This is a genomic window from Leclercia pneumoniae, assembly GCF_017348915.1.
In the GTDB taxonomy this organism is placed as follows: Bacteria; Pseudomonadota; Gammaproteobacteria; order Enterobacterales; family Enterobacteriaceae; genus Enterobacter; species Enterobacter pneumoniae.
Map to the genome: position 1 here is coordinate 807,114 of NZ_CP071383.1, position 13,474 is coordinate 820,587.

Annotated in this window: 13 protein-coding genes; 11 read left to right on the forward strand and 2 right to left on the reverse strand. The window is 55.2% G+C overall.

From position 1 onward, the window contains the following. Position 1 precedes the first annotated feature (1 nt). The 8 genes from lpxA (at position 2) to tilS (ending at position 11,069) form a co-directional block, all read left to right on the forward strand. A complete protein-coding gene (lpxA, locus tag JZ655_RS03735) occupies positions 2 to 790 on the forward strand; it encodes an acyl-ACP--UDP-N-acetylglucosamine O-acyltransferase (protein ID WP_040077086.1) in 789 nt (262 codons plus the stop codon). Next, the gene (lpxB, locus tag JZ655_RS03740) at positions 790 to 1,938 is read left to right on the forward strand and encodes a lipid-A-disaccharide synthase (RefSeq protein ID WP_207293029.1); all 1,149 of its coding nucleotides are present in this window, start codon (positions 790 to 792) and stop codon (positions 1,936 to 1,938) included. The genes lpxA and lpxB overlap by 1 nt, the downstream gene beginning before the upstream one ends. Beyond that, complete coding sequence (gene rnhB / locus JZ655_RS03745; protein WP_207293030.1) at positions 1,935 to 2,531, forward strand: ribonuclease HII; 597 nt, start codon at positions 1,935 to 1,937, stop codon at positions 2,529 to 2,531. Before lpxB ends, rnhB begins: the two co-directional genes overlap by 4 nt. 38 nt (positions 2,532 to 2,569) lie before the next feature. Further along, positions 2,570 to 6,052: a DNA polymerase III subunit alpha gene (dnaE, locus tag JZ655_RS03750; protein ID WP_040077083.1), complete on the forward strand. Its 3,483-nt coding sequence runs from the start codon at positions 2,570 to 2,572 to the stop codon at positions 6,050 to 6,052. 12 nt (positions 6,053 to 6,064) lie between these two features. After that, the gene (accA, locus tag JZ655_RS03755) at positions 6,065 to 7,024 is read left to right on the forward strand and encodes an acetyl-CoA carboxylase carboxyl transferase subunit alpha (protein WP_040077082.1); all 960 of its coding nucleotides are present in this window, start codon (positions 6,065 to 6,067) and stop codon (positions 7,022 to 7,024) included. Between the two features lie 102 nt (positions 7,025 to 7,126). Continuing rightward, on the forward strand, positions 7,127 to 9,265 hold the full coding sequence (locus JZ655_RS03760; RefSeq protein WP_040077081.1) for a lysine decarboxylase LdcC: 2,139 nt from the start codon (positions 7,127 to 7,129) through the stop codon (positions 9,263 to 9,265). Between the two features lie 59 nt (positions 9,266 to 9,324). Next, positions 9,325 to 9,714: a VOC family protein gene (locus JZ655_RS03765; RefSeq protein WP_040077080.1), complete on the forward strand. Its 390-nt coding sequence runs from the start codon at positions 9,325 to 9,327 to the stop codon at positions 9,712 to 9,714. A 62-nt stretch (positions 9,715 to 9,776) separates the two neighbouring features. Continuing rightward, positions 9,777 to 11,069: a tRNA lysidine(34) synthetase TilS gene (tilS, locus tag JZ655_RS03770; protein ID WP_207293031.1), complete on the forward strand. Its 1,293-nt coding sequence runs from the start codon at positions 9,777 to 9,779 to the stop codon at positions 11,067 to 11,069. A 28-nt stretch (positions 11,070 to 11,097) separates the two neighbouring features. Here the strand turns inward: tilS and rof are convergent, their stop codons facing one another. Together rof and JZ655_RS03780 are read right to left on the reverse strand one after the other, a co-directional pair. Continuing rightward, positions 11,098 to 11,358, reverse strand: a complete 261-nt coding sequence (rof, locus tag JZ655_RS03775) for a Rho-binding antiterminator (protein ID WP_040077077.1) — start codon at positions 11,356 to 11,358, stop codon at positions 11,098 to 11,100. Next, positions 11,345 to 11,545 carry a YaeP family protein gene (locus tag JZ655_RS03780; protein WP_040077076.1) on the reverse strand — a complete coding sequence of 67 codons (201 nt, stop codon included), beginning with the start codon at positions 11,543 to 11,545 and terminating at the stop codon, positions 11,345 to 11,347. Before JZ655_RS03780 ends, rof begins: the two co-directional genes overlap by 14 nt. 198 nt (positions 11,546 to 11,743) lie before the next feature. Between JZ655_RS03780 and JZ655_RS03785 the strand changes: the two genes are divergently transcribed. From JZ655_RS03785 to nlpE, 3 genes are read left to right on the forward strand one after another with little or no spacing between them, the layout of a single operon-like run. Then, positions 11,744 to 12,289 (forward strand): YaeQ family protein, encoded by a 546-nt coding sequence (locus tag JZ655_RS03785; RefSeq protein ID WP_040077074.1) that lies wholly within the window; start codon positions 11,744 to 11,746, stop codon positions 12,287 to 12,289. Next, positions 12,286 to 12,708, forward strand: a complete 423-nt coding sequence (arfB, locus tag JZ655_RS03790; protein WP_207293032.1) for an alternative ribosome rescue aminoacyl-tRNA hydrolase ArfB — start codon at positions 12,286 to 12,288, stop codon at positions 12,706 to 12,708. The genes JZ655_RS03785 and arfB overlap by 4 nt, the downstream gene beginning before the upstream one ends. A 33-nt stretch (positions 12,709 to 12,741) precedes the next feature. Continuing rightward, entirely contained in the window at positions 12,742 to 13,440 is a 699-nt protein-coding gene (nlpE, locus tag JZ655_RS03795) for an envelope stress response activation lipoprotein NlpE (protein WP_207293033.1), read from the forward strand. Positions 13,441 to 13,474 lie beyond the last annotated feature (34 nt).

Genomic DNA, 13,474 nt, shown 5'->3' on the forward strand with positions numbered 1-13,474 from the left:
CGTGATTGATAAATCCGCCTTTATTCATCCAACCGCCATTGTGGAAGAGGGTGCCGTTATTGGTGCCAATGTCCATATTGGCCCGTTCTGTATTGTTGGACCCCATGTCGAAATTGGTGAGGGTACCGTACTGAAATCTCACATTGTCGTTAATGGTCATACGATCATTGGACGCGATAATGAGATTTATCAGTTCGCCTCCATCGGTGAAGCTAATCAGGATCTTAAATATGCTGGTGAGCCGACCCGTGTGGAAATCGGCGATCGTAACCGCATTCGCGAAAGCGTCACCATTCATCGTGGCACAACTCAGGGTGGTGGATTGACGAAGGTGGGCAGCGATAACCTCTTTATGGTCAATGCGCATATTGCGCACGACTGTACGGTAGGCAACCGCTGCATCCTCGCCAACAATGCAACGCTGGCGGGACACGTATCGGTTGACGATTTCGCAATCATTGGTGGCATGACCGCAGTCCATCAGTTCTGCATCATTGGTGCACACGTGATGGTCGGCGGCTGCTCCGGTGTGGCGCAAGATGTCCCGCCGTATGTGATTGCGCAGGGCAACCACGCAACGCCGTTTGGCGTCAATATCGAAGGTCTGAAGCGTCGTGGCTTTACGCGCGAAGCCATTACCGCGATCCGCAATGCGTACAAAATTATGTACCGTAGCGGTAAAACGCTGGAAGAGGCTAAGCCGGAAGTTTCTGCCCTGGCGGAACAGCACCCTGAGGTGAAGGCGTTCACCGAGTTCTTTGAACGCTCAACCCGCGGCCTGATTCGTTAATGGTTGATAACCGCCCGCTTACGATAGCCCTGGTCGCCGGAGAAACCTCCGGCGATATTCTTGGTGCCGGCCTTATTCGCGCGCTCAAAGCCCGCGTACCCAACGCCCGCTTTGTGGGGGTGGCTGGCCCGCTGATGCAGGCCGAAGGTTGTGAAGCCTGGTACGAAATGGAAGAGCTCGCGGTGATGGGCATTGTTGAAGTGCTGGGTCGCCTGCGTCGTCTGCTGCACATTCGTGCCGATCTTACCCGTCGTTTTACCGAACTCGAGCCCGATGTGTTTGTCGGTATCGACGCGCCCGATTTCAATATTACCCTTGAAGGGAATTTGAAAAAGAAGGGCATTAAAACCATTCATTATGTCAGTCCGTCCGTCTGGGCGTGGCGACAGAAACGCGTTTTCAAAATAGGCAGATCGACCAATCTGGTACTGGCCTTCCTGCCTTTCGAAAAAGCGTTTTACGACAAATTCAATGTTCCGTGCCGCTTTATCGGCCACACCATGGCCGATGCCATGCCGCTGGATCCTGATAAAAACGCAGCACGTGATGTATTAGGTATTCCACACGACGTACACTGCATGGCTCTGCTGCCCGGCAGTCGTGGTGCGGAAGTGGAGATGCTCAGCGCCGATTTTCTGAAAACGGCGCAGATCCTCCGCCAAACCTACCCCGACCTGGAAGTGGTCGTGCCGCTGGTCAATGCGAAACGGCGCGAGCAATTTGAACGCATCAAAGCGGAAGTTGCGCCAGAACTGCATGTCCGCCTGCTGGACGGTAAAGGGCGGGAAGCAATGGTGGCAAGCGATGCCGCGCTGCTCGCTTCAGGAACGGCAGCGCTGGAGTGCATGCTAGCCAAATGCCCGATGGTGGTCGGCTATCGCATGAAGCCGTTCACCTTCTGGCTGGCGAAACGTCTGGTGAAGACGGACTATGTTTCGTTGCCAAACCTGCTCGCCAGGCGCGAGCTGGTTAAAGAATTGCTGCAGGATGAGTGTCAACCGCATCAGCTTGCCGAGGCGCTACTGCCGTTGCTGGCCAATGGCGAAACCAGTCATGAGATGCACGATACCTTCCGCGAACTGCATCAGCAGATCCGCTGTAATGCCGATGAGCAAGCGGCAGATGCGGTGCTGGAGTTAGCAAAATGATGGAATTTATCTATCCACACACGCACCTGGTGGCGGGTGTGGATGAAGTCGGTCGTGGGCCGCTGGTAGGGGCGGTGGTGACTGCTGCCGTTATTCTCGATCCGGCTCGCCCCATCGTCGGGCTAAACGATTCAAAAAAGCTCTCAGAAAAACGTCGCCTGGCGTTATACGATGAGATCAAAGAGAAGGCGCTGGCCTGGAGCCTCGGGCGCGCAGAACCGCATGAAATTGACGAGCTGAATATTCTCCATGCCACCATGCTGGCGATGCAGCGCGCGGTGGCGGGGCTGGCAATTGTGCCGGAATATGTGCTGATTGATGGTAATCGCTGTCCGGCATTGCCAATGCCCTTCCTGGCGGTGGTGAAAGGCGACAGCCGTGTCGCGGAAATCAGTGCGGCCTCCATTCTTGCTAAGGTCACTCGCGATGCCGAGATGGCCGCGCTGGATCTCACATTTCCCCAGTACGGCTTCGGCCAGCACAAGGGGTATCCTACCGCTTTCCATCTGGAAAGGCTGGCAGAACATGGCGCAACGGAACATCACCGCCGCAGTTTTGGGCCGGTGAAACGCGCGATGGGACAGGTGTCCTGAATCAAGACGCAAGCAATTAAGTAACGCGGAATCTGAAGATGGCTGAACCACGTTTCGTACACCTGCGGGTGCACAGCGACTACTCCATGATTGATGGGCTGGCGAAAACCGGGCCGCTGGTAAAAAAGGCGGCTGCACTCGGCATGCCTGCGCTGGCGATCACCGATTTTACTAACCTGTGTGGTCTGGTGAAGTTCTACGGGGCAGCGCACGGCGCCGGGATGAAACCGATCATCGGGGCGGATTTCCACGTTCAGAGCGAACTGCTCGCTGATGAAATGACCCAAATCTCCGTCCTGGCGATGAACAATACCGGTTATCAGAACCTGACGTTGTTAATTTCCCGCGCCTATCAGCGTGGCTACGGCGCGCTGGGCCCCTGGATCGACAGAGAGTGGCTGGCCGAACTAAATGAAGGGCTACTGCTGATCTCCGGCGGACGCATGGGTGACTTAGGTAAATGCCTGATGCGTGGTAACAGCGCGCTGGTCGAGCAGTGTGTCGACTTTTATCAGACGCATTTCCCGGACCGTTTTTACCTGGAGCTGATTCGTACCGGTCGTCCTGATGAAGAGAGCTACCTTCATGCGGCGGTTGCGCTTGCTGAAGCGCACGGTTTGCCGGTGGTCGCAACCAATGACGTTCGCTTTATTAACGCTGACGACTTTGACGCGCATGAAATTCGCGTCGCCATTCACGACGGTTTTACGCTCGACGACCCCAAGCGCCCGCGCAACTACTCTGCGCAACAGTACATGCGCAGCGAAGAGGAGATGTGTGAACTCTTCTCTGATATCCCCGAAGCGCTAGAAAACAGCGTTGAGATTGCAAAACGTTGTAACGTCACGGTACGCCTGGGCGAGTATTTCCTGCCGCAGTTCCCGACCGGGGATATGACCACCGAAGATTTCCTGGTCATGAAATCGAAAGAGGGGCTGGAAGAGCGTCTCGAATTCCTCTTCCCCGATCCGGCGGTTCGGGCAGAAAAGCGTCCTGAATATGACGAACGCCTGGATATCGAGCTTCAGGTTATCAACCAGATGGGCTTCCCTGGGTACTTCCTTATCGTAATGGAGTTTATCCAGTGGTCGAAGGATAACGGCGTGCCGGTTGGGCCGGGCCGTGGCTCTGGTGCGGGCTCATTAGTCGCCTACGCGCTAAAAATTACCGATCTCGACCCGCTGGAATTTGACCTGCTGTTCGAACGTTTCCTTAACCCGGAACGTGTCTCGATGCCTGACTTCGACGTCGACTTCTGCATGGAGAAGCGCGACCAGGTCATTGAACACGTTGCGGATATGTATGGCCGTGATGCGGTATCCCAGATCATTACCTTCGGTACTATGGCGGCGAAAGCGGTTATCCGCGACGTTGGCCGCGTGCTGGGGCACCCTTATGGCTTCGTCGACCGCATCTCAAAACTGGTGCCGCCTGATCCCGGTATGACCCTGGCGAAAGCCTTTGAAGCCGAGCCGCAGCTGCCGGAAATTTACGAGGCCGACGAAGAGGTTAAAGCGCTGATCGACATGGCGCGTAAGCTTGAAGGCGTAACACGTAACGCCGGTAAGCACGCCGGTGGCGTGGTTATCGCACCAACTAAAATTACCGATTTTGCGCCGCTGTATTGCGATGAAACGGGCTCACACCCGGTCACGCAGTTCGATAAGAACGACGTAGAATACGCGGGCCTGGTGAAGTTTGACTTCCTGGGTCTGCGAACGCTCACTATCATCGACTGGGCGTTAAAAATGATCAACCCACGTCGGGCAAAGCAGGGACTGGAGCCGATTGACATCGCCGCCATCCCGCTCGACGACAAGAAAAGTTTCGATATGCTGCAGCGCTCGGAGACTACAGCGGTCTTCCAGCTTGAATCCCGCGGCATGAAAGATCTGATCAAACGTCTGCAGCCTGACTGCTTCGAAGATATGATCGCACTGGTGGCCCTGTTCCGTCCGGGGCCGCTACAGTCCGGCATGGTAGATAACTTTATTGACCGTAAACACGGCCGTGAAGAGCTCTCGTATCCGGACGTCCAGTGGCAGCATGAGAGCCTGAAGCCGGTACTGGAGCCGACCTACGGCATCATCCTGTATCAGGAACAGGTGATGCAGATAGCCCAGGTTCTCTCCGGGTACACCCTCGGCGGCGCGGACATGCTGCGTCGTGCGATGGGTAAGAAAAAGCCGGAAGAGATGGCCAAGCAGCGTTCTATCTTTGAAGACGGCGCGAAAAAGAACGGCATCGACGGCGAACTGGCGATGAAAATCTTCGACCTGGTAGAGAAATTCGCCGGTTATGGATTTAACAAATCGCACTCTGCGGCCTATGCTTTGGTCTCGTATCAAACGCTGTGGCTAAAGGCGCACTATCCCGCGGAGTTTATGGCTGCGGTCATGACGGCCGATATGGACAACACCGAGAAGGTGGTTGGCCTGGTAGACGAATGCTGGCGTATGGGGTTAAAGATCCTGCCGCCGGATATCAACTCGGGCCTGTACCATTTCCACGTTAACGACGACGGGGAGATTGTGTACGGCATTGGCGCGATCAAAGGGGTAGGTGAAGGTCCTATCGAAGCGATCATCGACGCCCGCAACGAGGGCGGTTATTTTCGCGAGCTGTTTGATCTGTGCGCCCGAACTGATACGAAAAAGCTTAACCGTCGCGTGCTTGAAAAATTGATCATGTCCGGCGCGTTTGACAGACTGGGGCCGCACCGCGCCGCACTGATGAACTCGCTAGGCGATGCCCTGAAGGCCGCCGATCAGCATGCAAAAGCGGAAGCTATTGGCCAGGCAGATATGTTCGGCGTGCTGGCCGAAGAGCCAGAACAGATTGAGCAGTCTTACGCCAACTGCCAGCCGTGGCCAGAGCAGGTAGTACTGGATGGGGAACGTGAAACGTTAGGCTTGTACCTGACGGGGCACCCGATCAACCAGTACATTAAAGAAATTGAGCGCTATGTCGGGGGCTACCGCCTGAAAGACATGCATCCGACAGAACGTGGTAAAATTACCACGGCTGCGGGGCTCGTGATTGCTGCAAGGGTAATGGTCACCAAGCGCGGCAATCGTATTGGCATCTGTACGCTGGATGACCGTTCCGGGCGACTGGAGGTGATGTTATTCACCGACGCGCTGGATAAATACCAGCAATTGCTGGAAAAAGACCGCATACTTATCGTCAGCGGACAGGTCAGCTTTGATGACTTCAGTGGGGGGCTTAAAATGACCGCCCGCGAAGTGATGGACATTGACGAAGCCCGGGAAAAATATGCTCGCGGGCTTGCTATCTCGCTGACGGACAGGCAAATTGATGACCAGCTTTTAAACCGACTCCGTCAGTCTCTGGAACCCCACCGCTCGGGGACCATTCCAGTACATCTCTACTATCAGAGGGCGGATGCGCGCGCACGACTGCGCTTTGGCGCAACGTGGCGTGTCTCTCCGAGCGATCGTTTATTAAACGATCTCCGCGGCCTCATTGGTTCGGAGCAGGTGGAACTAGAGTTTGACTAATACAGGAATACTATGAGTCTGAATTTCCTTGATTTCGAACAGCCGATTGCAGAGCTGGAAGCGAAAATCGATTCTCTGACCGCGGTTAGCCGTCAGGATGAAAAACTGGATATTAACATCGACGAAGAAGTGCATCGTCTGCGTGAAAAAAGCGTAGAACTGACGCGCAAAATCTTTGCCGATCTCGGCGCATGGCAGGTTGCCCAGCTGGCACGCCATCCTCAGCGTCCGTACACCCTGGATTATCTCCGCCTGGCGTTTGATGAGTTTGACGAGCTGGCAGGCGATCGCGCCTACGCGGACGATAAAGCCATTGTGGGCGGTATCGCACGTCTCGACGGTCGCCCGGTGATGATCATTGGTCATCAGAAAGGCCGTGAAACGAAAGAGAAGATCCGTCGTAACTTCGGTATGCCTGCACCAGAAGGCTACCGTAAAGCCCTGCGTCTGATGGAGATGGCTGAGCGTTTCAACATGCCCATCATCACCTTTATCGACACCCCGGGCGCGTATCCGGGTGTGGGCGCCGAAGAGCGCGGCCAGTCTGAAGCCATTGCCCGTAACCTGCGTGAAATGTCTCGCCTGAACGTGCCGGTTATCTGCACCGTTATCGGTGAAGGTGGCTCCGGCGGTGCGCTGGCGATTGGTGTGGGTGATAAAGTGAATATGCTGCAGTACAGCACCTATTCCGTTATCTCGCCAGAAGGTTGCGCCTCTATTCTGTGGAAGAGCGCTGACAAGGCGCCGCTGGCGGCAGAAGCGATGGGTATTATCGCCCCGCGTCTGAAAGAGCTGAAGCTGATCGACACCGTGATCCCGGAGCCGCTGGGTGGCGCGCACCGCAATCCGGAAGCGATGGCCGCATCGTTGAAAGCACAGCTGCTGGCCGATCTGGCCGATCTCGATGTGCTGAGCAAAGAAGACCTGCTCAACCGTCGTTATCAGCGACTGATGAGCTACGGTTACGCCTAAGGCGTTTCATTAATCCTAAAAGCCGCACAATGTTGCGGCTTTTTTTATGTCTGCGGTCTACCCTGGCTATCCTTAGTGGATGTTTTTTCAAGGAGGTAGACCGTGAATATCATTGCCATCATGGGGCCGCACGGCGTCTTTTATAAAGATGAACCCATCAAGGAGCTGGAAAACGCGTTACAAAAACGCGGATATCAACTTATCTGGCCGCAAAACAGCGCCGACCTGCTGAAGTTTATCGAGCACAATCCGCGGATTTGCGGCGTGATTTTCGACTGGGACGAGTACGACCTGGAACTGTGCAGTGATATCAATCAGCTCAATGAATACCTGCCGCTGTATGCCTTTATCAATACTCACTCGACGATGGATGTTAGCGCACACGATATGCGTATGGCGCTGTGGTTTTTCGAATACGCGCTGGGCGTGGCCGACGACATCGCGACACGCATTCAGCAATACACCGAAGAATACCTCGATAATATCACCCCACCGTTTACCCGCGCGCTTTTCACCTACGTCAAAGAGGGTAAATACACCTTCTGTACGCCTGGCCATATGGCCGGAACGGCATATCAAAAAAGCCCTGTCGGCTGTCTGTTCTATGATTTTTTCGGCGGCAATACACTGAAAGCCGACGTATCGATTTCGGTGACCGAGCTGGGATCCTTACTAGACCATACCGGACCGCACCTGGAGGCGGAGGAGTACATCGCCCGCACCTTTGGCGCTGAGCAGAGCTATATGGTAACCAACGGCACCTCTACCTCGAACAAGATCGTAGGGATGTATGCCGCACCGGCAGGCAGCACCTTGTTGATTGACCGTAACTGTCATAAATCGCTGGCGCATCTGTTGATGATGAGCGACGTGGTGCCGTTATGGCTCACCCCCACCCGCAATGCGTTGGGGATCCTGGGCGGGATCCCGAGACGGGAATTTACCCACGCGGCAATCGAACGCAAAGTGGCGAATGTCGTGCAGGCCAGTTGGCCGGTCCATGCGGTGATCACCAACTCCACCTATGATGGGCTGCTTTACAACACCAACTGGGTAAAACAGACGCTGGATGTCCCCTCGATTCATTTTGACTCGGCCTGGGTACCCTATACCAATTTTCACCCTATCTATGCGGGTAAGAGCGGTATGAGCGGTGAACGCATGCCGGGCAAAGTCTTCTATGAAACCCAGTCGACGCACAAAATGTTGGCCGCGTTTTCGCAGGCATCGCTCATTCATATCAAAGGCGAGTATGACGAAGAGACCTTTAATGAAGCCTTTATGATGCATACCACCACCTCACCAAGCTATCCGCTGGTGGCCTCTATCGAAACGGCTGCCGCCATGCTACGGGGTAACCCGGGAAAACGGCTGATCAACCGTTCGGTAGAGCGCGCGCTGCACTTCCGTAAAGAGGTGCAGCGGCTGAGGGAAGAGGCAGATGGCTGGTTCTTTGATATCTGGCAGCCTGAGGAGATCGACGAAGCGGAGTGTTGGCCGATCGCCCCGGGTGAAAACTGGCACGGATTCCGCGACGCCGACGACGACCATATGTTCCTCGATCCGGTTAAAGTCACCATCCTGACTCCCGGCATGGATGAGCAGGGCATCATGAGCGACACCGGTATTCCGGCGGCGCTGGTAGCGAAATTCCTTGATGAACGCGGCGTCGTGGTTGAAAAAACCGGCCCTTATAATCTGCTGTTCTTGTTCAGTATCGGGATCGATAAGACCCGGGCGATGGGGCTTTTACGTGGGTTGATGGAGTTTAAGCGCGCTTACGATCTTAATTTGCGGGTGAAGAATATGCTGCCGGATCTGTATGCCGAAGATCCGGATTTCTATCGCAATATGCGTATCCAGGATCTGGCGCAAGGGATCCACAAACTGATCCGCCAGCACGATCTGCCGCGTCTGATGTTGCAGGCGTTCGACGTTTTGCCGGAGATGAAACTCACGCCGCATCACGCCTGGCAGCGGCAGGTGAAAGGTGAGGTTGAAACGGTGGAGCTGGAGAATCTGATCGGCCGGATCTCGGCAAATATGATCCTGCCTTATCCGCCAGGCGTACCGCTATTGATGCCCGGCGAAATGATTACCGAACAGAGCCGGCCAGTTCTCGATTTCCTGCTGATGCTCTGTTCCATTGGACGCCACTACCCCGGCTTCGACACCGACATTCACGGCGCAAAACGTGATGAAAACGGCGTCTACAGGGTACGAGTCTTAAAAACGCCTTGACCCCTTGCCTGGCAAGGAGTTTCAGTTATAACGTGCAGGCACAACAACAAGGAGACGCTATGCTGGGTTTAAAACAGGTTCATCATATTGCCATCATTGCTTCTGACTACGCGGTCAGTAAGGCATTTTACTGCGATACGCTCGGATTCACGCTGCAGAGCGAGGCTTATCGTGAAGAGCGCGACTCGTGGAAAGGTGACCTGGCGCTAAACGGCCAGTATGTTATTGAACTGTTTTCGTTCCCGTTCCCGCCCGCGCGCCCGTCACGTCCAGAAGCCTGCGGTTTGCGCCATCTGGCCTTCAGTGTCGATAACATTGACCAAGCCGTCGCGCATCTGGAAGCGAAGGGGGTGAAGTGTGAAGCCATACGTGTCGATCCCTTCACCGATAAGCGCTTTACCTTCTTCAACGATCCGGATGGCTTGCCGCTGGAGCTCTATCAGCAGTAACGCTTGCCTCCGCACGCTTTGCCCGGTAACGTGCCGGGCAAACCATCATTCAGATAATGACTATGACCATTCCCGCCCTTGCACAAGCCGTTTTTCCGTTCCGCCGATTGCTGGTGGGATTCAGCGGTGGGCTGGACTCGACGGTGCTACTGCATCGGCTGATGCTCTGGCGCGAACAAGAGCCCGACGTCGAACTGCGCGCCATCCATATCCACCACGGGCTGAGTTCGCACGCTGATAGCTGGGTGACGCATTGCGAAGCGCTCTGCCGGGCGTGGAACATTCCTTTGCGCGTTGAACGTGTCACGCTGCAGGATGAAGGGCTGGGAACCGAAGCGCAGGCGCGTAAGGCGCGCTATGCTGCCTTTAAAAGCGCTCTGCTGCCGGGGGAGGCGCTGGTCACTGCGCAGCATCTGGACGATCAGTGCGAAACATTCTTGCTGGCGCTGAAGCGCGGCAGCGGCCCGGCGGGGTTATCTGCCATGCCCGAACGGGCGCATTTTGCCGATACTTATCAATTGCGTCCGCTGCTTGGGGAGCCCCGCGCTTCGTTGCTAAGCTGGGCGCAACAGCACGATCTGCGCTGGATAGATGACGAAAGCAATCAGGACGATGCTTACGACCGTAACTTCCTGCGTTTGCGGGTCGTACCGCAACTCATGCAGCGTTGGCCACACTTTGCCGAGGCGACCGCGCGCAGTGCGGCGCTGTGTGCTGAGCAGGAACAACTGCTTGATGAGTTGCTGGCCGACGATTTGGCAACAGTGACAGATGACGCGGGCGGGATGCAGATAATCCCGCTCCTGACGATGAGCGCCGTGCGCCGGGCCGCGTTAATACGGCGTTGGCTGGCGGCAAACGGCGCGCTAATGCCGTCCCGTGCGATGGTGAATCGTATCTGGGACGAGGTGGTGCAGGCCAGAGAAGATGCCAGTCCGGTGCTGAAACTGGGGGGCGGAGAAATTCGACGATTTCGCCAGGCGCTCTGGTGGGTACGACCACAGCCATCGCTGGCGCAAGAGGTCATTCCCTGGCTGGAACTGAACGCCCCGCTGTTGCTGCCGAAGGGCTGGGGAACGGTATCATTGAGCCCCTGTGGCAATATTCGCCCGCCGCGCAAGGACGAGCCGGTATCGGTGCGTTTTAAAGCCAGTGGAACGGTACACATCGTGGGGCGCAACGGCGGACGGAAGATTAAAAAAATTTGGCAAGAACTCAATGTCCCGCCATGGCTTCGCGAGGCGACGCCGCTTCTCTTTTATGGCGAAACGCTGATTGCTGCAGCCGGGCAATTCGTGACGTGCGAAGGGGAAGCAGAGGCAGGAAAAGGTTTACAACTAAAGTGGGAAAGATAACGGGCAGGGGACTGCCCGTTATGAAGCATCAGGACTCGCTCACCACGACGGTGCCGATTTCTGGATGACTGAAGCTGGCAATTTTATCGAGACGGAGCTCGCGCGTTGCGCCGCCATCTTCCACCACCAGGTACTCAACGTTTTTACGCGAAACCAGATCGTTGGCTTTAGCCTTCAAAACTTCGCCATCTTTAAGCGTCAGCGTCAGCAATAGATGATGCTGGCAGGCGAGTTCCAGATTGTCATAGTCATCACAGTTGATGGGTTGATAGATTTCATTCATTGACATAATCGCTCACCAGTAAATTCGCAGCGGCATACGCCGCCTTTTCTCTGACCGATTCTGAAAGCGTGTCGTCCGACGCGATGTCATTCAGAACTTTCAACACACAGCCCAACGCATCCGGGATATACCCCAGGTCTCCGCTGGCGATTTCCGCATACCGTTTGCGGATCAGCTCACAATAATTATTCACATCCCCTCCTGCCAGCGCGCTGACGTTACTGTGAGATAACACTAAGCCTACGAAGATTAGCTCTGTTTAGCAAGGTGACTATACCATACTCATTTAAGCAATATCAGCAGGTTGCCAGGTGGAGCTTTTAAGCGTCATTAACAGCCATTTGGCCATTATTTCGCTACAATGCGAACCTGATTAGAAAGGAGTTCGCCCATGGCGCTTAAAGCGACAATTTATAAAGCGATGGTCAATGTAGCTGACCTTGATCGTAACCAGTTTCTCGATGCCACCCTGACGCTGGCGCGTCACCCTTCTGAAACTCAGGAGCGCCTGATGCTGCGCCTGCTGGCATGGATCAAACATGCGCATGAGCGTTTGCAGTTCACCCGTGGCCTGAGTGCAGAGGAGGAGCCGGACGCCTGGCTGCGCAATGATCATCTGGGTATCGATTTGTGGATTGAAATGGGGCTTCCAGACGAGCGCCGGATTAAGAAAGCCTGCACCCAGGCAGCAGAAGTGGCGTTATTTGCCTATAACAGCCGTGCCGCAGAGATCTGGTGGCAGCAGAATAAAAGTAAATGTGCACAATACAGCAATCTCTCCGTCTGGTATCTGGACGATGAGCAACTGGCGCAGCTTAGCGCCTTTGCAGAGCGCACCATGAACTTACAGGCGACGATTCAGGACGGCGCCATCTGGCTGTCAGATAACCAGAATAATCTTGAAATTCATCTGACTGCGTGGCAGCAGCGCTCATGATTGTCATCTCGCGCAATGTCTCGCTGGCGGATAGCGAGGTGGAGATCACTGCAATCCGTGCTCAGGGGGCCGGTGGGCAGCATGTGAACAAGGCTTCTACGGCAATTCATCTGCGCTTTGACATTCGGGCCTCCAGCCTGCCAGAGTATTACAAGGAGCGGTTACTCGCCGCCAGCCATCATCTGTTAACCAGCGATGGCATGATCGTGATAAAGGCTCAAGAGTATCGTAGCCAGGAGTTAAACCGTGAAGCGGCACTTTCGCGGCTGGTGGCGGTCATACAGGAATTAACGACCGAGCAGAAAAGCCGAAGAGCCACCCGGCCGACGCGAGCGTCGAAAGAGCGTCGCTTGTCTGCAAAATCGCAAAAATCGACCGTTAAATCTTTGCGCGGTAAAATTCGTCGACCCCAGGAGTAGGGCGTGACACACATATTTCAGAAGGAAAGTAGCGTGAAAACAGCGATTTTTTCAGTGATGGCCGCAAGCACACTGTTTGTATTACTGGGCTGTAACCACCGTTCGGAAACGCAGACGCTTCAGCCTACGCAATCTGAAGCGCTGGCCCCCATGCAGCAAAGCTGGCGCGGCGTGTTGCCTTGTGCCGATTGCGAAGGCATTGAAACCTCGTTGTTCCTTGAAAAAGATGGTACCTGGGTAATGAACCAGCGCTATCAGAGCGCTAAAGAACCTGCCACATTCGCCAGTTACGGCAACTGGGCGCGTACCGCAGAGAAGCTGGTGCTGACCGATAATGAAGGGGAAAAGCACTACTTCCGGGCTAAAGGCGAAGGGCTGGAAATGCTCGATACCGAGGGAAACCCCATTGAATCGCAATTTAACTATACGCTTCAGCCAGTAAAAGCGGCGCTGCCGACGACACCGATGGCGATGCGCGGCATGTATTTCTATATGGCGGATGCGGCGATCTTTACGGACTGCGCCACCGGTAAGAAGGTGAGCGTGGCCAATAACGCACAACTGGAACGGGATTACGCCGCGGCACGCGGAGGCGATACTAAGCCGGTGCTACTGACGGTAGACGGTCACTTCACGCTGGAAGCGAACCCGGATAGCGGTGAGAGCGTGAAAACGCTGGTGGCGGATCGCAACGCCAGGTTTGAGCAGGGTAAAGACTGCAACAGCCAATAACAGCGATAAAAAACCCCGCCGCGGCGGGGTTTTT

What these genes read in the sequence shown, in the direction of transcription:
- dnaE (WP_040077083.1), top strand. Translation starts at nt 2,570, where the DNA reads ATGGCTGAACCACGTTTCGTACACCTGCGGGTGCACAGCGACTACTCC.
- arfB (WP_207293032.1), top strand. Translation starts at nt 12,286, where the DNA reads ATGATTGTCATCTCGCGCAATGTCTCGCTGGCGGATAGCGAGGTGGAG.
- lpxB (WP_207293029.1), top strand. Translation starts at nt 790, where the DNA reads ATGGTTGATAACCGCCCGCTTACGATAGCCCTGGTCGCCGGAGAAACC.
- accA (WP_040077082.1), top strand. Translation starts at nt 6,065, where the DNA reads ATGAGTCTGAATTTCCTTGATTTCGAACAGCCGATTGCAGAGCTGGAA.
- JZ655_RS03785 (WP_040077074.1), top strand. Translation starts at nt 11,744, where the DNA reads ATGGCGCTTAAAGCGACAATTTATAAAGCGATGGTCAATGTAGCTGAC.
- tilS (WP_207293031.1), top strand. Translation starts at nt 9,777, where the DNA reads ATGACCATTCCCGCCCTTGCACAAGCCGTTTTTCCGTTCCGCCGATTG.
- JZ655_RS03765 (WP_040077080.1), top strand. Translation starts at nt 9,325, where the DNA reads ATGCTGGGTTTAAAACAGGTTCATCATATTGCCATCATTGCTTCTGAC.
- rnhB (WP_207293030.1), top strand. Translation starts at nt 1,935, where the DNA reads ATGATGGAATTTATCTATCCACACACGCACCTGGTGGCGGGTGTGGAT.
- rof (WP_040077077.1), bottom strand. Translation starts at nt 11,358, where the DNA reads ATGTCAATGAATGAAATCTATCAACCCATCAACTGTGATGACTATGAC.